The following is a 23,426-nucleotide window of genomic DNA, read 5'->3' on the forward strand; positions in this document are numbered from 1 at the left end:
TACCTCCGCCCCTTACACATGTTCCAAGTAACGATTCTTGATTAAGGAGAGCGACTCATCGCCATCTAACTCCCAGATCGCCTTGTTGAAAATCTCCACTTCGATCGGGCCGTTATAACCGGCTTCTTCAACGGCCTTACGAATGCGCCGAAGATCGATAACTCCATCCCCCATCATGCCTCGCCCCATAAGCAGGTCAGGAGTCGGAACTATCCAATCGGACACATGATATCCGACAATTCTACCGGCTGCTCTAGCAATCTGTTCATATAATGACGGATCCCACCACACATGAAACACATCGACAACGACGCCGACTTGATCCGGTCTATACCTCTCGGCGATATCATTTGCTTGCGACAATAAGTTGATCACCGAACGCTCGGCTGCATACATCGGATGAAGCGGTTCAATGCCAAGCTTAATCCCATGCGACTCCGCAAAGGGTACCAACTCGGCAATCCCTTCCTCCACCATAAGCCTGGCTGCGGCAATATCTTTATCCGGAGCTGGACCGCAGACAAGGACTAGAACATCCGTTCCGAGCTCAGCCGATTCTTCGACCGCCCGCCGATTATCATCCATCCGCTGACGGCGTTCTTCTGGGGTAGCTGCCGGAAACATGCCGCCGCGACATAAGCTCGATACCTGAAGTCCGGAATCACGAATCAATCGCTTGGCTTCGGTTAATCCTGTTTGCGCTAGTTTATGGCGCCACAGCGCAATCCACGGAATGTCAGCACGCAAGCATGCCTCAACGGCTTCCGGCAGCGACAATCGATCCGTCGTAATTTGATTCAAGCTAAGCCGTTTAAAGGTCGTCAATTCTTCCAAGCCGTTCACTCCCCTCTACTCTATGCCTGCCAGTGCGAGTACTTGCTTCATGCGGTGAACAGCCAGCTCCGGCTTTGCGAGCAGCCCGGCTTGATCGGCTAACGTAAACAGTTCCGCAAGATGAACGACAGACCTCGCGCCTTCCTCTCCGCCCAGCATTCGGAAATGCGATTGATGACCGTTCAAATAGGCCATAAATACAATGCCTGTCTTATATGCGTAAGTCGGACGCCTGAAAATATGCCGGGATAACGGAACTGTCGGATCGAACAACGCTTGATACCGTGCAAGATCACCTTGATCAAGCGCATGAATCGCTGCTGCGGCTACCGGAGCAATTGCATCGAATATGCCGAGCAAGGCATGACTGTACCCTTGCTCATCGCCAAGAATCAGATCGGGATAATTGAAATCATCACCCGTGTACATCCGAACACCGCTTGGCAGCTTACGCCGCATCTGCACTTCTTTATCCGCATCAAGCAGCGAAATCTTAATGCCGTCTACCTTGTCTTGATGCGCATGAATGATGCGAAGACACACGTCCATCGCCGCATCCGCATTACGCTCTCCCCAATATCCGGCGAGTGCGGGATCGAACATGTCGCCGAGCCAGTGTAGAATCACAGGACGGGAGACTTGACGCAGAATGCTGCCGTACACGCGTTCATAATCTTCCGGCGATTTCGCTGCGGCGGCCAATGCGCGGCTTGCCATCAGAATGACTTTCCCGCCTCGGCTCTCGATATATTCGCATTGTTCTTCATAGGCGCGAATGACCTCATCAATCGTTACTTGCGGTCCCGGCATGAGCTGGTCCGTTCCGGCGCCGCAAGCGATTTTCCCTTTCACCGACTCCGCTTCCTTCAACGAGAGACCAATCAGCTCTTTGGCGCGGAGCCAATCCAGCCCCATTCCCCGCTGTGCCGTGTCCATCGCTTCCGCCACACCAAGGCCAAGCGACCACAGATGATGGCGATACGCCATCGTGGTCTGCCAATCAATCGCTGCACCGAGCAATGGCTCTGCCTCTGCGAAAGGATCACAGACGACATGCACCGCGGAATAAGCGATCCGTCCCTGCAAAGGTCCGGAAGGTGCGGCAATCGGCGCAGTTTCAACGAGCTCATACCGATATAACTCGCCGCCGGCACGAGGTAATACTATATTTTTCCTTATCATCGCGGGTTACACCTCCTACAGTTCCAAAGCCGGTACGTCGACCCAGCGCTTCTCGGCCCAAGATTGCAATCCAAGCTCCGCCATCTGCGTCCCTTTCGCACCTTCAAGCAGATCCCATTGGAAGGGGTTCGCATCGTCAACTACATGCTTCAAGAAGAGCTCCCACTGCACCTTGAAGCCATTCTCGAACACCAGATTGTCCGGCACTTCCTGCCACTGCTGCGTGAACTGGAACGGATTTGGAATGTCCGGATTCCAGACCGGCTTCGGCGTATTCACGCGATGCTGCACTTTGCAATCCCGAAGACCGGCAACGGCACTGCCCTCGGTGCCATCCACCTGAATGGTAAGGAGATCATCGCGATCTACGCGCACCGCCCACGAGGAATTCGCTTGAACGACGATTCCGTTCTCGAGAAGGAACGTCGCATACGCCGCATCGTCTGCGGTACATGCATAACGTTCCCCCTGCTCATCCACCCGCTGCGGGATATGCGTCGCACCTAGGCATGATATCGCTTTCACTTCCCCGAATAGATTATCAAGCACATAACGCCAATGCGCGAACATATCGACGATAATGCCGCCGCCATCCTCTTTGCGATAATTCCAAGATGGACGCTGCCCTGCCTGCCAATCTCCCTCGAATACCCAATAGCCGAATTCCATCCGTAGCGACAGAATCCGGCCAAAATAGCCCGAATCCACAAGCCGTTTCAGCTTCAATAAGCCGGGTAGGAACAATTTATCCTGCACAACGCCGTTCTTGACGCCCGCTTCTCTCGCCAGTCGAGCAAGCGCAAGCGATTGTTCAAGGCTGACCGCCGTCGGTTTCTCGCAATAGATATGTTTGCCTGCTGCAATCGCCTGTTTAATGCTCTCCGCGCGTCGATTCGTAGTTTGCGCATCAAAATAAATCGAATAGCCGGAATCCGCCAAACAGGCTTCCAAGTCCGTGCTCCATTTTGCAACGCCGTGTTTCAACGCTAACGCCTGCAGCTTATGCGCTTGCCGACCGACCAGAATCGGATCAGGCATAATCGTATCTCCGTTTGCAAGCTGGATACCGCCTTGGTTCCGTATAGCCAGAATGGATCGGATCAAATGCTGGTTCGTACCCATTCGTCCTGTAACGCCGTTCATAATAATACCGATCGTATGCGTAGTCATTTGGTCGTACCTCCGTTAAGTAGAAGTTGGTATAGGGTAGGATAGGGCGCCGAAGATCGACGCCCCGCTTCAGTAAATCTCATTTGCTGTAACGATTAATTTCCGTTCTTCACATACTCGAAAGCACCAATATCGATTTTGCCTTTCTCCGGTCGTTTCTCGCTGTGCTGATGCAGCACATATTGTTTCTCGATCAAATCGTCATATTGCCCCGGCAATCCCGCACCGGCATCGATGAGGGCAGAACTGGCGCTGAGCTTGTAATTCTGTCCGCTCAGTGAACCATCGATCCATCCCGGATCCGTTCCTGTTAACGTGCCAATGTTCTTAGCCGGTACGCGGAGCGGCTCATTGAAGTCATAGTAATAACCTGCTGTGAACCAGTTGTTACGCAGCTCGATTGAACCGTCGTCATCCGTAATGACAAGCGGAGCCGGATTAGCGCCGGCTTTATGGAATACATTGTTGCGCGCATCCACATGTTTGCCCGGTGCATAGAACAGCACCGTCCGTTCGATCCGGCCCGGATCTTTCAAGCCAGGCACGCCGTCTTGTCCATATACACGCTGATGTCTGTACGTCACAACCGTGTTATTAAAGAAGTTCAGCGTACCGTGACGATCCGGAACCGTTACGTTATCGCCGCCGAAGTTAATAATCTCATCGTCGCCCCATGTATCGAACAGATGATCATGTTCGATCAGCACGTTAGCATAGACAAACGAGTCATTGTAGGTTGGATCAAGGACGATACGCGGTGAATCCTCGGCATCATCGAGCGCAATTTGCCTTCTGCCGCCTTCGATCCAGTTGTATCGCACAACGGTTCCGGCTCCGCGATCCTTTAAGCCATACCCTTGCGAGCCTGGCAGCAAATCGCCGTAATGGTTATTCTCGTAAACGGTGCCGATTGCCGCAATGTAGCTGTTATGCTCAAACATTCTGCCGACGTTTCCGTTGCCATAGATGGAATTACCTTGAATGAGCAGATTTTTCGACGTGTAATCAATCATCGCTCCTTCCCATACATACATCGAGGATGTCCCGAATATGCCGTTTCCGTTGTCATGAATCATATTGTTACGGAGTGTAATGTGATCGCCGTTGTCGACCCAGATCCCGGAAGCATTAAATCCATAGCTGGCCAGTGCACCGCTTGCGTTCACATATTTCTTCGTTGCATGGGCGTTAAACACTTCAAAATTCTCGAAGGTCACATACTTCGCCGGCTTGCTGTCTTTGCCGATACGTACAAGCGAGCGATTCGCATTAGGAACCGGATTTAGTGGTCTGAATACAGCCCCGTTTCCGTCAATCTTCGGAAGCTCGCCGTTTGGACCGGGAACACCATGAATAATGATCGGCTGCTCCTTCGTCCCTTCCGCAAAGATGCCTATCTTCTCTTTGTAGGGTGTTTCGCGGTAATACACATAGACGACATCGCCTGCTTTAAGCGTTTCCCATGCAAAATCATTGATGTTCTCGTACGTTTTGCCCGGGCCGATTTCGATTGTAGCCGGCGGTGCTTCGTTCACACCAAGCTGCTTCTTCGAGGAATCCGGCACCCAATTGTCGTATTTCACACGACTGAGGTCGAACTGGAACGACAGCTTGTCCGAGTCCGCTACGCTTGCCAGATCGATCGGCTCCTTGTAGATCATCCAAGAGGTGCCGGCATTCCCAGCAACAGAGAACGCAACGCATTTGGAATCATTGACCCCGCAGTCCTTCGCCTCAATTCCATTAATGGAATAGGTGTAGTATAGATCAGCTTCGTTGATGAAATTTTGAAAATAGAACGGTTTATCCGCTTGATTCGTATAGATGGACGTTTCTCCGAGGTTAATCTTATCCACGTAAACGACATCCTTGACTGCAGGCCACCCGCCCATCGGTTCACCATCGTCATTAAGCGCAGCATCTGCAGGTACAAAAGCAATACTGCCCAGCTTCCCATCTGCTACTAGCGTTTTCAATACCGAAACCGGAATCTTAATCGTTTGAAAGCCGTCCTTCTGATCCACCTCGAATGCGAAGCCTTTCTCGGCATCATAAGCTCCGCTTTCGGCATCGACATTAAATAACGCCTTCAGCTTCACCGGTGCAGCCGCTCCATTCGCTGAACTAACACTGCCGATCATGAGCAGTGAAATCAGCATGGAAGCGATAATCGTAATCATCAAAGCTCGTCTGGGTGATGGATTGACCATTCCTGCAAACCTCCCCGAAATCGATAGTTGAATTTCTTGTCTACTTGAACGTACCGCAGATTGCCCCCGTAAACTACAGTAGCCTTTTGCGAACCTTCATTCTTCTTCGACTAGTTTAAAATCTGACCTGAATCTTAAAAAAAGAGAAGAACCTCATGGCTCTCCTCTCCTGATCATGATGCGGATTTCTAATACTCGAATGCTCCGATATCAAGTGTTCCGTTTACGGCGCGAGCCACGGATAGTTGATGCTGCACATACTCGTTGCCTACCGGGAATGCGCTCGCGTTTGCATGCAGTGAGGTGCCGGCATTAATGAGTGCAGATCCCGCTGTAGGACGCAGGTTCAGCGTCGAGAAATTCGTGAAACCCGGCGATGTTCCCGTTATCGTGCCGGAATGGGTAACCGTTCCGCCTGAGCCGCTGGCGATGTTCGTGTACCCGGTGTTTATCCAGTTGTTGTATAGGTTGGCCGTACCTGTCTGGTCGATAATTCGCAGCGAGGAAGCCGAAACGCTCTTATAGTACACATTGTTGCGGACATCCGCTGTTTCGCTGCTCGTAGACAGCCGCAGCATGGTAGCGTTGGTGGTCCGATTCGAAATAATCGTATTGTTGTACAGATACAGCGTGCCTTTACGATAAAGCGACGTGGTGCCGTTATCTCCGCCATAGTGGATGAACTGTGGGTTACGGGTATCATTCGGCTTAATAAGTACGTTGCCATAGACGTAAGTCTTATTGTAATTGACATCGCTTGTTATGGCAGTCGCGTCATCGCCTTCCACCAAGTCGATCTGACGATTGCCGCCCTCGATCCAGTTGTAACGAACGACCGTACCGGATGAACGATCCTTCAGATTGTTCCCGGTGCAGCCGCTGCATAGATCGCCCAACCGATTGTACTGGAACGTGATGCCGATCGCAGCGGTGTAAATGTTATGCTCGTAGACGCTGCCACTGTTGCCGTTACCGTAGATGTAGTTCTTCTCGACAAGGATATTCCGCGAAACGCCGGCATCTGTGCTCGCGACGAACAGTCCGTTACCGCCATCCGTGATGATATTGTTGCGGAATGTGAGGTTCTCGCCGTACTCGACGAAGATCGGCGAGGCTGCTTTAACATAGGCTACAGAAGTGCCGGCATTGTTGGTATAGTTGTAGCCTAATTTGGCGCCGCGAATCTCCAAATTCTCGATCGTGATGTATTTCGGCAGGTTGCCTGTTGACGGATCAGATGCACTGCCTGCGAATCTGGCACCGCCGATCTTGATGACGGAACGATTATCGTTCCAGAAATCAAGCGCCGGACGGGTCGTTGCACCATTGCCGTCGATCACCGGACGTACGCCGCTGGCATTTGGAACGCCGGTTACCGTAATTGGCGCTGCAGCCGTACCCATTCTGGAGATGACGATTTTCTCTTTGTACGGCGTCGATCGCCAATAGATTTTGACCGTATCGCCTGCCACCAGGGATTCCCACGGAACATCCCCGATATTGGTGTAAGTTTTGCCTGGGCCAACCTCGTAGATCGTAGCTGCATAAGCTTTCTTGATCTGGGGTGTGAAGCTGAATACCCCCATTACGAGCGACAATGCAAAAAGCACAACCAACGATTTTCTTCTCATCCTCTTCCTCCTCGTTTCGATTATCCTCCGGGTCATGACTGCGCCTTGGATGCAAATCTGCTGCACTTCACCTCCGCGTGTATCAGAATGTCCCTACTATAGAAAAAAACCGACGAAATGCCTATCGTCGGTTTTTTAAGTCTCTCATCGTTTTCATGCTTTCGAACAAAGTGACTAATTGGAAGCCAAATTGGCCTCTCCGAGGATACGGATTGGTTCCGGGCTTTCAGCTTTCATCGCACCAGCACGATCGGGAACATGGGTTATGGCTCGCACCCAAATGTTCCCTGCTGCCGGATTGTCTACTGTGAGCCTGACGGCGGTAATCGTTTTGTCCGGATAGGGATTGGTGATCAGCCATTTATAGAAGGTTTCTTGACCAATCTGCACAGGTAAAGAGGTGAAAGCTGCTTCATACAGAATCGGATCTACATCATATTGCGCTGCCGTGTGGACACTGCCTTTGGTCAGCTTCCGATCCCAGAATCGATTCTTATTGGAGATATTGAAGCCGTACGTAATCGGTACGCTAACCCGCGAACCATCCTCATATTCAAGCACATACTCGCCTATCCGATATTCCTTATTGTCGAGGTAGATGCCGTCGATGAATTGATGGTACTCACGAATGTGATCCGTCGTATGAAGCACCTCCACGTACGAAGTGCCGGCACGGGATCCAGCTTCTCGCAGCGCTTCGCGATACCTGTATCGATATAGCGCTTCGAAAGCAAGACTCGCTGTTTCCTCGTGCAAGGTATCGTCGTATGAATTACGCCAGAATAGATACGCCGCATAAGCCATGGAGAACAGTACGCCATTACGCTGCAGATTCTCTTCCTTCAGGGCACTCCAGTTGGAAATAATACCGCCGAGCGGTCCATCGCTAAGTCGCGTGCTCCAATCTGCAAAAGACGGTCCATCGAAATTACCGAATACAACCGACATCCCTCGCTCGATAAAAGGTTGGTCAAAATGCCGTTCGACGCCCCAATACCAATGCATCATCATAATATCGTTCGGCACCAGATCAATCGCTTTGTACGTGGCCGGGATCGTTTCCCCCATATAGACGCCGGTGTCATAATCGACCATGCGTCTCTCGGAGCCGCCGTAGGTTTTCCCATCAGCGGTAATCGCATTAAGCAGCTTCTCGCTCCAAATCATCGTCTGTGCGCCGCGTTCTTGCAAATAGGAGTAGATTCGCTTGATGTCATCCGCATATAGCTGCTCAGCCGGTTTCGTTTTACACTTATCGCATAGCCCGATGGAGTAGAGCTCATCATGACCGATATGAACCGTCTTCGGCTCAAATACCTCCAGTACCTCGTCCAGTACATCAAACAATAGTTCATACGAGCGTTCGTCGGATGGACAATAGGTATCGGGATACGGGTCATTATGGCGTTCACGGATTTCGGGATGATTGATGAGCAAATAATCACAATGGCTGAGACAAGGCACTTCCGGTATGACATCTAAGTTGCGCTCTTTGCAATAATCGACGAGCTCCCGAACTTGTCGCTGCGATAGGGAACGGCCTCCGCCGTTCTCGGCATGGATCGAATTTTTGTACCAGGAGAAGGTTTTCTCCTGAATTACGATCGTCTTGCCACTGTATTCGTACATTTCCTCGCAATAACGAACCCAGCCTTCGTTAATCTCAGGATGTTTCTTATATTCCATCGCCCCGCCGACCTCAATGACAATGGTGTTGTATTTGAAGTGAACCAGCATATCGACGAACGATTTGAAATATGCGATGCCCTCCTCCGTCGGAAGATACACCTTCAGTCCTCTTACCGGACAAGTCGGAACGTTGTAAATGACGCCTTCATTTACGTAACCATGGCTCCGGTCCGCATACTTGGATAGGGTTACCGCTCCATACATCAACCCGCGTTCCTGTTCGGCATAAACCGTAATTTCATCCGCCGCGAGATGAATCACATAACCTTCCTCATGTTCCGCATACTCGCATTTCAGTTGTTCGCGGATTATTGCGCGTACAGCTGCCGTCACGCCGTAACGGAATGTAATCCGTTTATAATGCGCATCTTTCGCCTGCTTACTTGCGACGCTGCTCAGCATTTCCTTCATGAATGGCGTTTCGCAATCGATGGCCGTATCCTTCGTGATCCAATTCCCTATCTGCTCCCAAGTTGCATGAGCCGTCAAATAATCGTTCATCTCTCAACCTCCGGGTTCCGAGTTGAATTCCCTATACGATTGCCACTTCAAATTGGGCAGAAATTCCAGTCGCTGTATCTTTCGCCGTCACGGTCCAAATTCCTGTGCGCGCATTGTACGGAATTGCGACCTCATGCACGTAATTGGTTCGCTCTAATCGAATATTATCGCTGTACAGCCATTCTCTCGTACCGTCCGGCGCGCATATATGAATGCTAATCACGCTTTCGAAGCTAGGTTCGGCAAGCGGATCGGTTTCAAGCGCGAAGCTGATTTGTTCCGTTGCTCCGCGTTTCCATTCACGATTGGCTGTCACGCCTAAGTCGACCACTTGGCATGGCAGCAAGGAAAATAGCTTCGTATCCCCTTCGGCAAGCGCGAATTCCGCATGATCGGTGTAGCCTAAATAACGGCGTTCTCGGATATCGTAGACATGTGCAAAGTTGGCAAAATCGAACCGAAGCAGCGATGCCTCTTGCTCTTGCTTCTTCCCGGCACCGACCGCCAATCCATCATGACCCAACGCTTGCACATCGCCCAGTTTGCGGAGTACCGCCACATACGACGCATTCCCATTCGTATAATAGAAGCTTTCGCAGCCGGCATGAACTGACTTGCCATCGATGTTCATAAGCTCGGCTGGTTTACTCGCTTCTGAGAGCTTGATTACATGGCCGATTAACTCACGAAGTGCCGCGCCCCCGTTTGCTTGCCGACGAAGCTTCGTATACTCCGCCATTGCGAGATTCAAATATACAGCTTTTCCCTCACCATATTGGTGAATATTTACAGCCGCGATCTTCCGCATAAAGTCATCGCGGAAAGCAAGCTGTCCGGCCGCTGAACGGGTGCCAAATTCCGCAATCCGTACATCCTGGAACGATGCATCCGGTGCAAAATAGGCGAAGTCGGCATTCGGCACGAAGCCGTCATTGTTATAGAATGGCTCCGCTTCAGTCGACAGCCGCTCGATTCCAAACAGATTGTCAAGCTGTCCTTGCGTCAGCGGTGTGCAGTGCTTATCCATCAAACCCGTCTGAATATCCCCAATAATAACGCCGCCTTGCTGAACGAAGCGGGTAATCTCGGCCGTCTCCGCTGCGCTTAGCGCGATGGAATATGGCAGTACTAGCAGCTTAAACTTACTCCCTATCAGCTCGCCGGCTTCGATCTGCTGAGTAGCCACAAACGAGTATTGATACCCGCTGTCTTCCAGCATATCGATCCAGCCTTGACGGTTACTTTCGAAGCGTGCTTTGTCCGACGCAATCGTTGTGCCACGTATGGAAGCCATCGAGTAATGAATGGCGATGCCGCAATGATCCCGCTCAGCCACATGAAGCAGCAGCTTGCCGATTCCCTCTTCACGAATTTCTTTGAACGGGACGCTGAGATCCTTTGCACTTTTGCTTAGTGAATAATCCGGGTTCAGCATGCTAAACTCCCAGAAAATATTACATAATGTTAACCCGTGATAGACGCCATGCCATACACCGTGTTTGGCAGTTACGCCATCGACCCCATAACCGAACCAGCCCCCAATAATGGTGCCGGGTTTCGCGAAGGAACGATGGAACTCGTATTGGTTGCCGACGCCGTAGGCTTCGAAATAACCGACATGCTGATGAAGGCGGTAATAATCATAGCCGGAATATGCTGTGGACGCTTGGCAGCCGGACATACGAATGACGCCTCCATCGTCTACCCCCTTCACGATGGAAGCAATTCGCCGATAAGCTTCAATAAACGTGTTCTCCATAAAGCGGCGATGATCTGCCCAAGGTGCAAAGCTGGCTTTTCTTTTCGCTTCCTCGCGTGTGAGCGGATACGCCTCATTCCAGCTGCTATATGCAGTTCCCCATGACAGGTTGAGTGCTTCAATGTTGCCTGCATATTCTTGTTTAAGCCACTCTTGCATCTCGCCTATGCAGTGGGAACAGAAGCAAAGATCGAGCTCATCGGTATAACACGTGAGCGAGCCTTCATCATTGGCGAAATAGGCAATCGGCCCGAAGTGCTTGAATTGCGATACCTTGCCCGTGATTTTATGCTGCAGCTCCTGCCAGAACGCCGGATCATTCAGGCAAGGAATACGAACGAGATATTGTTTATCTTTCGTCCGATAATACTGTTCCTTCCGCTCCACATAAGACCCTCGATGGTACCAATACACACCGAGCCCTTCAGCCCCAGACATCGTGAGCGTCTTCGAGCTGCCGGGGAACAAGCCGGTAATGCCGATCTCCTGATAACGCTCACCGATGAGACCGAGAAAATCGCCATGGCCGCGATTTTGCGGAGCTGTGAACACTTCGAAATCCTCGATTCGTCGTACAGACGGCGTCACTACGATTTTCTCCGACGTCCAGCGCTGCACAAGATGATTGCCGATTATCACATCTGCTTGTACCGTAATATGCATGGATTTCATCGCTATTGTTCGGTATTCATGGGTTAACTGATCCATACCGCCTTTAAATGCCGTCACGGATTGCTTCAATACATGACCGAAATCATCGACGATCTGAACGCGCAGCTCACATGCTTCACCTTGTAGCTGGAACATCACTTGCAGCGTTTCATCCACTTTAAGCGATTGTTGGCTAAACGTAGCTTCAGCGATAAACGCCTTTAATGGCTGGGAGAGACCATAGGTAGCAAAGTCCACTAGCGATCCTGCAGCAAAAGCATGCAACGCAATGCGGAATTCGCCGCCGTTCGTCAACTCCACTGGTAATCGAAGCACACCGTCCACGCATTCACCTTCTGCAACAACCTCATCATAAGCATTCTTAATCGAATACCGGATACGTTCCGGGGTGACGGAACCCGAAGTGCGAATGATCCATGCCTGTTCCTTGCGAACAGGCGGCTCTATCAAGCAACCGGGTTCGCGTTGAGCAGCCCAAATCACACTTCGGTAGACAAGCTCATAGAACGTTTCCAAATAGTCAAAGGAACTGTTCCTCTTTGCGCCAGCCCATCTGTCAATTACCGCATCGTAGGTTGATTCCTTGCCGGTGAACTCTTTATGCTGAGGCAGGATATCGCGCGGGTAGTAACCGAACGCGACTACTCTGCCTTTGCCGCAGCTCTTTACTGCAACAATTGGCGAACCATCCTCAGCTTCGATCAACACATCGCCGGCAGCTTGATAAGGATAATAGGCCAGCTCCTCGCAAGGCAGCAGCTCAAGCGGAATGCCGCTTGTAATAAAGTGAGACTTCGAGGCCGCCCATCGGCCAGATTTCAGCAAATCATAACGCACCTTCGGGTAGCCCTCTCCGGCATTATTGTCGACAGCGAACCCTTCTTCGAACAGGTTCACAAGCGGCGACAGCGCTTCGAGCTCTGCTGACTTCGGCTTGTCCTCCCCATGGAAAGGACGCATTAACACTAAACCCGCGCCTGCCTCCACACGGCGAAGAATCGCTTCTCTGGATGCAGCCGTAAAATGCGACCAGCCATTTACCGCCGGAATAACCAGTACATCAAAGTGCTGCTCTGAGGTCAGCACCTTCTCTAAGTTGTCGAACATAATGTGCTGATCATCGACCGATGCCCGAATATCGTAATAATCGCCAAGTCCCCATTTGTTCAAATCCCAAGCTCTGTCGATCGTTACCGTCTCATACGCCACTCCGGTTCTGCGTATGAATTCGACGATCTCGCGTCCATGCTTCACGCTGGGTACAAAAAACAGCTTCAATTTCTCGCCTGCATACGATGTTAATCGGTCTGAATAATCGCCGCCAAAGCTCGTTTCGTAGGTGATATCATACATTTTCTCCACCTTCAAGTCGCCTCCTAAGCTTACTATCGCGTTGACTCCTACCACATCAGCCTTTAATAAGAATGGTTCTGAATGTAAAGTTCCTCCTTCACCTAGCTTGGATAACGGAATAGTTGATCACAAGGAAACGCTGTTTTGTACATCCTGCTTAGAGCATCTGCGCGACGATGAACGCCAATCCGATAGACTTCATCGACCTGGCTGATGTAATGCTTGAAGGCAAGCTCCACAACGCTCTCCGGATGGTGACGATAGCTGCGCTTCTCCAGTCTATGCGTTTGAATAAACGCTTCAATTCGCGCTTCCTCCTCCTTTGTCGCGATCCCACCATACGGCTTATCTTCTTGAAAATAAATGGCGGCCCGCGCCTTACTGCCAAGCTCGCTTGCCGTTCGCACCGCAGCTTCACGCACGATAAAGTGGTCGATATGCTCCTTGAAAGCGATCGGGAATACTAATGCCGTATCGGGAAGCATCGCCCACTGAGCTATACGCTCAAGCATTCTAGCGAATATTTCCTGATCCCGTTCATCAAAATCCTCGAACATGCCATGCGGAAACTCCATCTCGCTGCTTGCCAGCGCCTTGCCTCTAGTAAAGCACTCGTATTCGGCAAGCAGCTCGTAGCCGTAACTGTATGGGTTCAACAGCTCATCGATACAATTCAAGTCTTCCAACAACCGTTTGCCGGTTGCTAGTTTGATGCGATCCAGACTGTCGTCGAAGTTGCCGCTCCCGGTATGCGCTAGATAATTGCTGCGCGAAAACACGTTGATGATGCGGAAGTGTTTCGTATGTAGGAGATCTCGCTCCTTCAGCTCCAGCACATAACCGCCCAGAAAGAATAGGAAATCATCGTAATGCGGAGAGATGACGATAATGTTCGGCTCAGGAATGACGTCCTCAATCGGGAGAATCTTCTTTGGCATCGTCATCGTTAATCCTCCAGCAATCGGTAGATTTCGGTATAGACTTCTTGAAAATAAGGCAGCTGCTGCTGTGCCAGCTCTTCATGACTTGTATCCTGTTCAAGGAAAGCAAGCGCTTGATTAGCCGCTTCCAGGGATTCGAAGTCACATTCCCAGATCAGTGTGTTCCCTGCTTCCCTGCCGCTGTAAGGCAAATAACGTTTGCCTTTCGGAAAGGCGGGATTCTCGCGTTCGAGTCTGGCGAACTGACTTTCTAGCGCCAGAAACTGATCTCTGCTTGCTGCTTGGAACCGCTGCACAAGTCGTACTTTCACCTTCATCATGCTTCACTCTCCCTCCTATAATTGACTTACACCAAGCATGTGTCTGAATGCAGGTGTCATGGAAAGCTCGTTCTCTGTGGCGAAAGCTGCCAGCAGCTTCGTATTCAGTTCAAGATGAATGGAATGCGGTGAAGTAACGGTCAAAACGGCAATTAATGCGCCAAGCTCAACCGCGCTTTCGAGCGGAGTTTCGCCGAAATACGCATCGCTATGCGCCTTGGCAAACGGCAGACCGCAGCTTAAGCCACAGATGACGCCGCCCAGCAATGCATCGCCGGCACCGGCTGTGCTTACGGCCTTTACCGGCAGCGTTGGGGTATGCGTGATTCGGCCGTTCTCATAGCTGTAACAGCCGGAAGCGCCGTCTGTCATGATCATCTTTATCTCAGCATTGTGGCTGGCGAGGTAACTCGCACAGACGGCCGCTAGTTGTCTGCTATCAGGCTCAAGCGAGAGCTCTGCTTCCGTTTCCATTGCTTCTGCTGCTAATTCGGCGATACGGCGGGCTTCATCACGATTAACCGCTATCAGGTCCGTAAGCGCATATCCGCCAAGTGCACCGAACTCGGCGGCTTCGGAAGATAGTAAGGCTGCGACGTTGAAGCTCTTTCGAGACCGCCCTCCTTCGAGGAGCGCGATGCGAGCGGCGAGCGGCACTTCAGGTGCAGCAAGCACAATTTCCGCGATACCTTCCGAGGGAAGCTGCTCAAGTGCATGGTTGATATCTTGCGGAAGTACGCGCTCGCTTGCGCTATTGGAAGTCGTGATGTTGCCCCCTGCCAGATCGGGATATTGGAAGCAAACACTGAATAATGTCTTGGCATCTGACAAGCTGCTCACGTAATCGATAGACATCCCGGAACTAACTATCTGCTCTAGCAGTGCTTTTCCTTCGAGGTCGTTTCCCACCTTACCGATTGGATAAAGCTTGAATCTATCCGCTTCTTCAGTCCTCTGCTCGCTCAACAGAACAGCCGGATAATGGCAAATGATATGCAGCTTGCAGAAATCTTGATTGTTCGTCAGCACCCCGAGGCGGCTTTCGTTTCTTGCTAGGGTTTGATTTTCTTCAAGCTGAAACAAGATGCCTGAGCCGATCCCGCCTGTTCCGATCAGGCGGTGGAATCGATAATGCGTATCGGAAACGGGCCGCAATGTGCTCATGCCCGCACCCCGTCAAACGTCCATTCCGGATGTTCGGCAATGGGATGTTCGGCCGTTTCGAGTGTTGCTGTAATGAGCGCATCCGGGTGCGACTGCAGCAGGGTCATCGGATACTCGACCGTCTCGCCTGAGAATAGAGCTACTCGGAGAGCGGTCTGCTTCCAAGCGCCGGTATCGCTGTAAATCCTGATTTTCTTAGCGGACAGGCACTCTTTCATGCCAAGCGTGATCGACATCGGCGGTACGAATTGATAGGCACCACCGTAGGTGCGCTGGGCTAAAGCTATAATCGTATCGAGGTTATTATCCTGGACTCGGATCTCCGAATTGCGAAGCTGTTCCACCGTAATCGAGCTATACGGATGCCTTCGCGCTTGGTTGTAAGCCAGGTGACCATCCTGCCCCCAGCCGCCAAGCGTCAGATCAATCGGGGCTTCCGCAATACGCGACTTGATCGTCTCGATCGCAGATGGAATCGGGAAATATCGCTGCTCCAGAGGAACGGCAAGCTCAGGTCGAATCCCGCCATAGAAATACGTCTCCATGAAACTTCTGAAGTTATAAGGATCATTGCGGGAGAGCAGCTTTCCCTCCCAGTCTAAGCACTCATCCATATGAAACACCGTCATATTCGTAAGCGAGATGCTCTCTTCGTTAACGATTGTAACAAACGGTTCATACCACGCCTTCGGACCGCAAGGCACAATCGCTCGGAAAGGTCGGCCCTCTTCATTGGCGAGTCGAATGTCATCTGCGAACTCTCTGGCCATAATCATGCCCATTTCAGTGGAATCCTTGACCAGCCTTAACGGAATTCGGCGCGCCTTATGATCCATCAGCTCGTTAACCGGCACTTTGCACCACTCATACAGCTCTTGGTTCGATATCGGACACATGTTCATGCTCCTCCCTTCAACTGGTAACAGACAGGAACCCTAGACGTTCATAGAGGGTTCCTGCAGTTTTGTGTTTTGTGCATCCGGAATATCAACTGGAATGCCGAATTTGATTTCGTATCCTTTGCCTAAACCGCCGTTTTGCCAGTCAAAATCGGCATTATCCGCATTTCGCCGCTCCCAAGGAACGAACGTGCTCATATAGGAGGAATAAGTTTTGCAAGGCGTTTTCCCCTCACACTTAGCGTATAAGATGAGCGATGAGATGAAAATCGACTGTTCTTTGACTGCTTTAACGATTTATTCGTTCAGATGAAATAAAGTGAAGTAACAATAAAATCGACCAGGTTGATCCTCACCTGCTGACACAGCTTTTAGTTGGTCCAAAAGCGTGGCATTCGCGCTAACGAACCGTACAGCCCTCAACCTTTCTGCGACAACGCAAAAAGAACCGTCCCAAAAGTCGCCCTGCGCACTTTTGAGACAGCTCCATCGAGCAATCTTTTATTCCCATCCCGGTGAAATATGCTGCTCCTTAATGAGCCTGTTCACCTCGTCAATTATGGCTTGTCCGCCGTTCCCCAGATACTCCCGAACCGCGGCGTCCCAATCAGAGAGAGGTTCATCACCGACAATCATTCGCGTGACATGGTCCGTGAACGCTTGTTCAAGCTCCGATTCCTTCTCGTTACGCAGCGGAGAAGTGATGTAATCGACCGGGTTTCGGTAAAACTTGTACCCTTTCAACGTATTGACCGCGTCTTGTACGAACTGTTTCGCCAGCGGGTCCGAGAAGGAGTTTTGCGGCTGAACCGCTTCTTCGCTTGGTGCCCAATATCGGCCGATCAAGTAGTTTTTGGGACGCAAATCTTGAGCATTTGCTTTCTCGACCGGAATACCGTCTTTCATCTCATAGCCCTTATCTACTCCGCCGTACTGCCAGTCAAAATCCCCATTCCCCGGATTGCGATTCTCCCATGGAATCCAACTGCTCATATAATCGAGCATGCCCAGAATCAGGTTCACCTTCTCCGGCTGCTTCTCCAGCTCGGCATTCAGCATAATCATCTGATAAACGCCGTTACTGGAAGAAACATACCCGCGTTGACCGTCATCCTGCAGAAAAGGCGGAATCACGGCCAGTTTAGCCGAAGGCTCCAACTCTCTAAGGGCAGTAAAACGCTGTTCGTTGATATCATAGGGCTGCTCGAAATACATCCCGAATTTCCCGGAGAAGAAATCATTGCGCACATCGCTCATCTTGGAGACGGCCCAATCTTTCGCAATAGCACCTGCCGAATAAAGCTCGGATAGAAATTGGATCTGCACTTTGTTGCTCTCTGTAATGGTGCCGGGGATCAGCTGACCTGCTTCATTCCGGTCATACCAAGCGGCCGAGTCGTAACCAGCCCCCATCGCAGCGCCATACAACAGTCCGGTTCCCACCGAAGACAACCCTAAACCAAGGGTGTCATCCTTCCCGTTCATATCGGGATCATCATGGGTGAAGGCGATAAGCACATCTCGCAGCTCCTTATAATTCGTCGGCATCGGCAAACCTAAATTGTCCAGCCAATCTTTGCGAATCACCGGTTGTTTGCCGTATTTCTTCGTAAACCATCTTGGAATCGCGTAGATATTCCCATCGACTGAAACAGATTGCCATACGTTTTGCGGGATTTTGGATAACGTCGGGTAATTCTTTATGAAGTCATTAAGAGGCAGGAACGCACCTTGCTTCGCCCATCTGATGAAACCGGCATCGGGATTCTCTAGACCGATCATATCCGGTAAATCGCCGCCTGCCATAGTGACCGCGAGCTTATCCGGGTATTCCTGCATGTAATAGAATTGAGGGTTGAAATCAATGCCGAATTTCTTGTTGATCGCTTGAACTGCGGGACCATCCGGAGAAGGAATGACTGCATCCCATAAGCCGTCCATATAGGATACGCGGACTGCATCGCCAGCCTTGGCTTCGGTGTCGGTCTCCCCAGACGTATTCGTCATTGCAGCTGCCTGTTTACTTGCAGAATCATGCATTTTCGTAGCATCTTCCTCACCATTACATGCTGCAAGGAGCGCGAACATGGTGATGATGAGCATGCCTGCTATCCCGTTCTTCTTCACACGATTGCCCTCCTTCAACCTAGCTCGGTGCTACCATTTTGCTATGGTATTCGACAGAATGTGCCCCGATCTCCTCCTATCTATCAAGGAAGTTTTCCTGTATAAGTAAATATTGTGCGGTTTTCCAATAAGATGTAATTACAAATTTCTACCTTGATTTAACAGTTTTACGATGCTACTATGGGGACATCTCATGTATTCCAAAGAATAGGAGGAAAACAATGGGAAAAATCGGGCTCCTCAAGCACGCTGCAGGTTCCCTGTTCATTCAGCTATTACTGAGCTTTCTAGCCATTGTCATCCCTCTCATCTCATTCTTTTTCTTCTCCTTCACCCTACTGAAGAATCACGCCACTGACGAAGTTATCAAATACAATACCTTAAGCATGAATAAAACCATTGAGAAATACGAGAATCATTTCAATCAAATTCGGAATATTGGATTTGATCTGCTGCTGGACGAGAAATTGACTACGCTGAACCGCCCCACACTCGACTATTTGAATGCACGGTCACTCATGCGATCCATTAACAGCTACTTAGGCCATAAAGATATCGCGGTGCAAAATATATTCATCTATTTCAAGAATAGCAACTTTGTCATATCAGGTGACCGCGGTGTAGGCGCTAATGAAATGTTTGCCCAATACTACCAAAGCGCGGACTATTCACCGGCGTTCTGGGCGGAACAATTCAGCAAGCCGGGCAGCTACAGCATTCTGCCTTCCTCCACGTTCAAAGAGAAGACAATCAATCAACTGACGGCCAAAGGCCGATATTTGCCGGTTATTGTCCGGAACAAATTCCTCCCGGATTATCAAGTGATCATTATGCTGGATGTAAACAAAATGCTTCGAGAGTTCCACGATTCCTCGCAAGACCAATTCATCCTCCTAGATGCAGCCGGTAATGCATTAGCAGCTGATAACGTCGACGAGAAGATTGAAACCTCTCTGCCTGCATGGGAGAAAGGCAAGAATTATGTGAACCAGAACGATATCTATTATTTCAACAAAACAGGCTTGGTCACCGGGATTCGATACGTCAAGATCGTTCCGGACAATCTGCTTTCAGCACAAATTAGCCATATCAACTCGTTTCTACTCACATTACTGATCGCGTTCGCCATTATTAGCATCTGTGCGGCTTGGTTCTTCACGAAACGATTCCATAATCCGGTCAAAAGCATCATGCAGTCCATCCAGACGCTAAACGCCCCCTCCGCAGTTCAGAGCAGCATTCACGAATTCAACTACATAAACGATCAAGTCAGACACCTCGTTCAGACCAACAACACGATCGATCAAGCCAATAGCCGCAAAAACTCCCTGCTCAGCTACTATGCTTTTATGAACAAAATCAAAAATATTAAGCTGAAGGATCAGGAGTTGTATGACTTCTCCATTCAGGAGCCGTATCGCCTTCTGCTGTTCCGGCTGCAGTTTACGCCCGCGTTCTTCCGTGACATTGATGCAGATGAAGGCAAAGCCTCCTTCTTTGTACGCGAGTATATCGACTCTCATTTGAAGACTTACGTGCAGACGCAAACGATACAGCTGGAGCATGATCTCATTCTATCGCTTGTCATCGGAGATTCAATTCAAGAGGAGATTCCGTCCTTTCTCAGCAGCTTGAAGTCCGTATTCGATCTGGACCAGCGTTATTGGTCCATTACGATCGGCGTCGGCAGCCTATATCGGAATTCATCTGATTTGACGCGGGCTTACGAACAAGTACAAGCTCTAATCGACTACCGTAAGCTTGATCATGTAACCCAAATCATAACAGCTGACGAGCCTCTGCCGGATTGGCAAGCAGCAATGACAGGCGGTCAAGAGCAGGAGCTGTATACGAATTTGTCAGCGGGAAATGAGGAATTCGTGCTTCGCATCATCTCCAAGGTACTCGGCCAGCTAGAGAAGAAGAACGCAACGGCAAATCAGTATTATGATTTTGCAGAGAACATCGTCCAAGTGGTAACCAAAACATTCGCCTCGCTTCATCTGGATATGCAAGTTCTTCAGAGCTATCTGGCGCTATCCGGCAAAGCGCGCAACTGTTCCAATCCAGATGAGCTGCAGCACTATTTGATCGAACTGCTCACCTTTGCAATGGCTCGCGTGAATGAGAAGAAGGCAGCGCGAGACAATATCATTGAGTTTGTGATGAAATATATGGAGCAGCATTACCGGGACGATATAACGCTTGATATATTGTCCGACAAGCTTAATATTTCCGCCAGCTATCTATCGACCTATTTTAAGACGAAGACGGGCATGAACTTTATCGATTACATCAACAATTACCGAATTGATCTGGCTAAGTCGCTTCTGAAAGGCGCTGATCTGCGCATTCAAGATGTGGCCTCGCAGGTCGGGTATCAGAACATTAATTCGTTTAACCGGATGTTCAAGAAAATTAGCGGCGTGACGCCAAGCGAATTCCGCAAACAGCAGTATCTCCTTGAAGGATAAGAAAAGCCGCTTCGATTCACGATAATCGTGAAGGAAGCGGCTTTCTGTTTGTTTATCCATGATACGTTTCTGCGCGATTACGAATGGCTTCCATGACTGCGACCGATTGAATCGATGAGCTCAGATCCTGATTCAAATTCGCTCCCGATTGCAACGCATCCAAGAAACCGGCATTCTCGTGATAGAAGCCAAATGCCGTCGTCCACTCCCGTTCTTCGCGGATGACTTCAACCTTCCCCTTCTCCGAACAAATGAGTCCGGCGAAGCTGCCTAGGCTCTCCATTAGCGGCAAATGTAGCTCATAGGAGAAGCCCTCCCCCCGAACGGTGACCATCTCTCGGGCTGACCCTGAATAGGGATAACAGTTCAGATTCACACGCACGCCGTTGCGGAAGAAGCCTTCTGCCATGATATTGATAAGCCCGGGAGCGACTCCTGACAAATCATCGTATTGAAATCGCAGCACCGCATAATCGGAGCCGGCGATAAACTTTGCGGCATCAATGGCGTGAATTGCCGTTGTAGAGAAATCAGCGTCCTTGCGATTAATTCGGATCATGTCGTAGGAGATACTGTAGATTTGTTTATCTTGCGCATGTGCCCGCAGTTTCTCGATGAGTAGGGCCGCCATCGGGACAAACCTGCGATTAAATGCTACACGGTGACGAATACTTAACTTAGCTGCAAGTTCTTTGAGCTGTATGACGTCTGAGGTGTTGATACCCGGCGGTTTCTCCAAGAAAACCGCCACACCGGTATTCATGACCTGCATCGAGATGGGTACGGTAAGATGCTCCGGAACGATGACCCATACGGCATCCAATTGTTCGTTCTCAAGCATCTGTGAAAGACTGGTATAGGCTCGTTCAAAGCCGAAATCCAACCGATAGGCCTCTGCTGCCACCAATTCTAAATCACAGCAAGCGGCAAGACGAACCCCGCCTATCGTTTCTTTGTATTGCTTTAAGCAAGGTCCATGCGTTGCCCTTGAATGCCAGCCACAGCCGATTATTCCGATCGTTAGCATTAGACTCCGCACCGCCAATCGGTATCCTCATGTGCTTTCAATTGAATCGACAACGAGCCATCCTTGTTTACTTTCTGGGCGCACGCCCAGTTCACTTGTTTAAACTGATCTGGCATGACTTCAAGCTCTATGGAAAGCCTAATCTCTTGATCTCGCCAAGATGGAGGGAGAATCATTGAAGCAAGACCCACTTTACCGGACAGCGGACTTCCCTTATCCAGCTTGCCGCGCACCTTTTCCCTTCCATCTGAGCTGACAGCCTCCAGCCACAACGTACCTGGAACACCGGAAACGCCGTCATTGGCGAGCGCGATGACAAGCTCATCTGTCCCCTGTCGTTTCCGCTGCCACACCCAGGATGGGCGAAGCCGGTAACCTAATCGGCGCTGAAGCGTCTCGATGCCCTCCGGGTACTTCTCATGATAGCTCGCTATCGCTTCGGCCTCTGTCCATAATCCCCAATAGTTCCCCCCGACATCGAGCGCATGCAGCATGGAGTTTGCAATAACATCGACGTTCCCGCTATCAAATTTAAGCTTATCCTGTTTGAAATGCCGGTAGTAACCATCCTCAATCACGGCTGCTGTCCAAGCCGCGCGACCTGTGATCACTTCGATTTGTTCCGGCTCTTCGATAATGATGCTGTCCGTCCGTACCCAACAATCCTCATTCATTGCGTACTCTCTAACTGTACGATTCCCGGTATGGCTAATGTCAGGCTGTGTGTTGACTGCAAGCGGGGTATACTTCCAACGCTCAATTTGCTGCCTCGTCATCGACATGAACGTGTGCTCTGCCGTTGCATAGTCAGGGAATGGATTCTTCAGATCATTCGTATGACCCTCACCCCAGAAGCCATACATCATCAGATCCACAAACTCGATGATCGGATTACCGTCGAATCGTTCAGCCAGCAGCTCATTCAACTCCGTGAATGCAGCTTGGAATGCAGGATGATCATAACGAGGCTCGTAATAATCAAAGTCCTGCTCATGGAATCGCCCGATATTGACCAGTGGCACTTGATCATGCAAGAAGTCCGGCATGGCAATCCTTGCCGGCTGGATATTCGGACTCGACAGCTGAATGCGGAAAGCAACACGGAGACCATTGCGTTCAGCGGCTGCAAACGTCGCTTCCCAGATCGGATGAAAGTCGAGCTGGCCGGGACGAGATTGTACATCCCTCCAATCACAGCGAATATAGAGTACATCGACATACGGAAGCTTTGCCAGCTTCTCTACATGTTCTTCAATTGTCTCCAGCACTTGCCTCGCCTTAATGGATGGCCCATTCTCCTCCCAAGCGTATGCGATCAATCCAAGCCCAGGATTACGGACAGGTTTGCTTGATGGGGTCGTCGTAAAGATCGTATACCAGCCGTCATCCTGTTCAATTTGAAATGGTCCTTGATACAAGCGACCCAAGTTAATCGCCTTCGCTGCCCCTTTTTCCACCAGCAGTTCAACTCCC

At 50.4% G+C, this 23,426-nt stretch carries 15 protein-coding genes; 1 reads left to right on the forward strand and 14 read right to left on the reverse strand.

Annotation, left to right across the window (positions count from 1 at the left end):
- Positions 1-12 precede the first annotated feature (12 nt).
- The 12 genes from AC50Y3_RS16470 to AC50Y3_RS16525 all read right to left on the reverse strand — a co-directional run bounded on the left by AC50Y3_RS16470 (position 13) and on the right by AC50Y3_RS16525 (position 18,452).
- Complete coding sequence (locus AC50Y3_RS16470) at positions 13-834, reverse strand: sugar phosphate isomerase/epimerase family protein (RefSeq protein ID WP_494819815.1); 822 nt, start codon at positions 832-834, stop codon at positions 13-15.
- A 15-nt stretch (positions 835-849) separates the two neighbouring features.
- Entirely contained in the window at positions 850-2,016 is a 1,167-nt protein-coding gene (locus AC50Y3_RS16475) for a dihydrodipicolinate synthase family protein (protein WP_494819816.1), read from the reverse strand.
- A 15-nt stretch (positions 2,017-2,031) separates the two neighbouring features.
- Entirely contained in the window at positions 2,032-3,186 is a 1,155-nt protein-coding gene (locus AC50Y3_RS16480; RefSeq protein ID WP_494819817.1) for a Gfo/Idh/MocA family protein, read from the reverse strand.
- 95 nt (positions 3,187-3,281) lie between these two features.
- On the reverse strand, positions 3,282-5,396 hold the full coding sequence (locus AC50Y3_RS16485; RefSeq protein WP_494819818.1) for a right-handed parallel beta-helix repeat-containing protein: 2,115 nt from the start codon (positions 5,394-5,396) through the stop codon (positions 3,282-3,284).
- A 188-nt stretch (positions 5,397-5,584) separates the two neighbouring features.
- Positions 5,585-7,027, reverse strand: coding sequence for a hypothetical protein (locus AC50Y3_RS16490; RefSeq protein WP_494819819.1), 1,443 nt, complete (start codon positions 7,025-7,027; stop codon positions 5,585-5,587).
- 174 nt (positions 7,028-7,201) lie between these two features.
- Positions 7,202-9,217, reverse strand: coding sequence for a family 20 glycosylhydrolase (locus tag AC50Y3_RS16495; RefSeq protein ID WP_494819820.1), 2,016 nt, complete (start codon positions 9,215-9,217; stop codon positions 7,202-7,204).
- A gap of 31 nt (positions 9,218-9,248) precedes the next feature.
- On the reverse strand, positions 9,249-13,001 hold the full coding sequence (locus AC50Y3_RS16500) for a beta-galactosidase trimerization domain-containing protein (protein ID WP_494820034.1): 3,753 nt from the start codon (positions 12,999-13,001) through the stop codon (positions 9,249-9,251).
- Positions 13,002-13,102: 101 nt separating this feature from the next.
- Positions 13,103-13,945, reverse strand: coding sequence for a hypothetical protein (locus AC50Y3_RS16505; RefSeq protein ID WP_494819821.1), 843 nt, complete (start codon positions 13,943-13,945; stop codon positions 13,103-13,105).
- 2 nt (positions 13,946-13,947) lie between these two features.
- Positions 13,948-14,262, reverse strand: coding sequence for a hypothetical protein (locus AC50Y3_RS16510; protein WP_494819822.1), 315 nt, complete (start codon positions 14,260-14,262; stop codon positions 13,948-13,950).
- 15 nt (positions 14,263-14,277) lie between these two features.
- On the reverse strand, positions 14,278-15,426 hold the full coding sequence (locus tag AC50Y3_RS16515; protein WP_494819823.1) for a carbohydrate kinase family protein: 1,149 nt from the start codon (positions 15,424-15,426) through the stop codon (positions 14,278-14,280).
- Complete coding sequence (locus tag AC50Y3_RS16520; RefSeq protein ID WP_494819824.1) at positions 15,423-16,322, reverse strand: sugar phosphate isomerase family; 900 nt, start codon at positions 16,320-16,322, stop codon at positions 15,423-15,425. The genes AC50Y3_RS16515 and AC50Y3_RS16520 overlap by 4 nt, the downstream gene beginning before the upstream one ends.
- Before the next feature lie 504 nt (positions 16,323-16,826).
- Positions 16,827-18,452, reverse strand: a complete 1,626-nt coding sequence (locus AC50Y3_RS16525; protein WP_494819825.1) for an extracellular solute-binding protein — start codon at positions 18,450-18,452, stop codon at positions 16,827-16,829.
- Between the two features lie 221 nt (positions 18,453-18,673).
- On the opposite strand from AC50Y3_RS16525, the gene AC50Y3_RS16530 reads away from it, so the two are divergent.
- Positions 18,674-20,926, forward strand: coding sequence for a helix-turn-helix domain-containing protein (locus AC50Y3_RS16530; RefSeq protein WP_494819826.1), 2,253 nt, complete (start codon positions 18,674-18,676; stop codon positions 20,924-20,926).
- 52 nt (positions 20,927-20,978) lie between these two features.
- Here AC50Y3_RS16530 and AC50Y3_RS16535 read toward each other — a convergent pair whose 3' ends face one another.
- Together AC50Y3_RS16535 and AC50Y3_RS16540 are read right to left on the reverse strand one after the other, a co-directional pair.
- Positions 20,979-21,953 carry a Gfo/Idh/MocA family protein gene (locus AC50Y3_RS16535; RefSeq protein WP_494819827.1) on the reverse strand — a complete coding sequence of 325 codons (975 nt, stop codon included), beginning with the start codon at positions 21,951-21,953 and terminating at the stop codon, positions 20,979-20,981.
- Positions 21,953-23,410 carry a hypothetical protein gene (locus AC50Y3_RS16540; RefSeq protein WP_494819828.1) on the reverse strand — a complete coding sequence of 486 codons (1,458 nt, stop codon included), beginning with the start codon at positions 23,408-23,410 and terminating at the stop codon, positions 21,953-21,955. The genes AC50Y3_RS16535 and AC50Y3_RS16540 overlap by 1 nt, the downstream gene beginning before the upstream one ends.
- Positions 23,411-23,426: the final 16 nt, after the last annotated feature.

Source organism: Paenibacillus sp. J22R98, assembly GCF_059383835.1.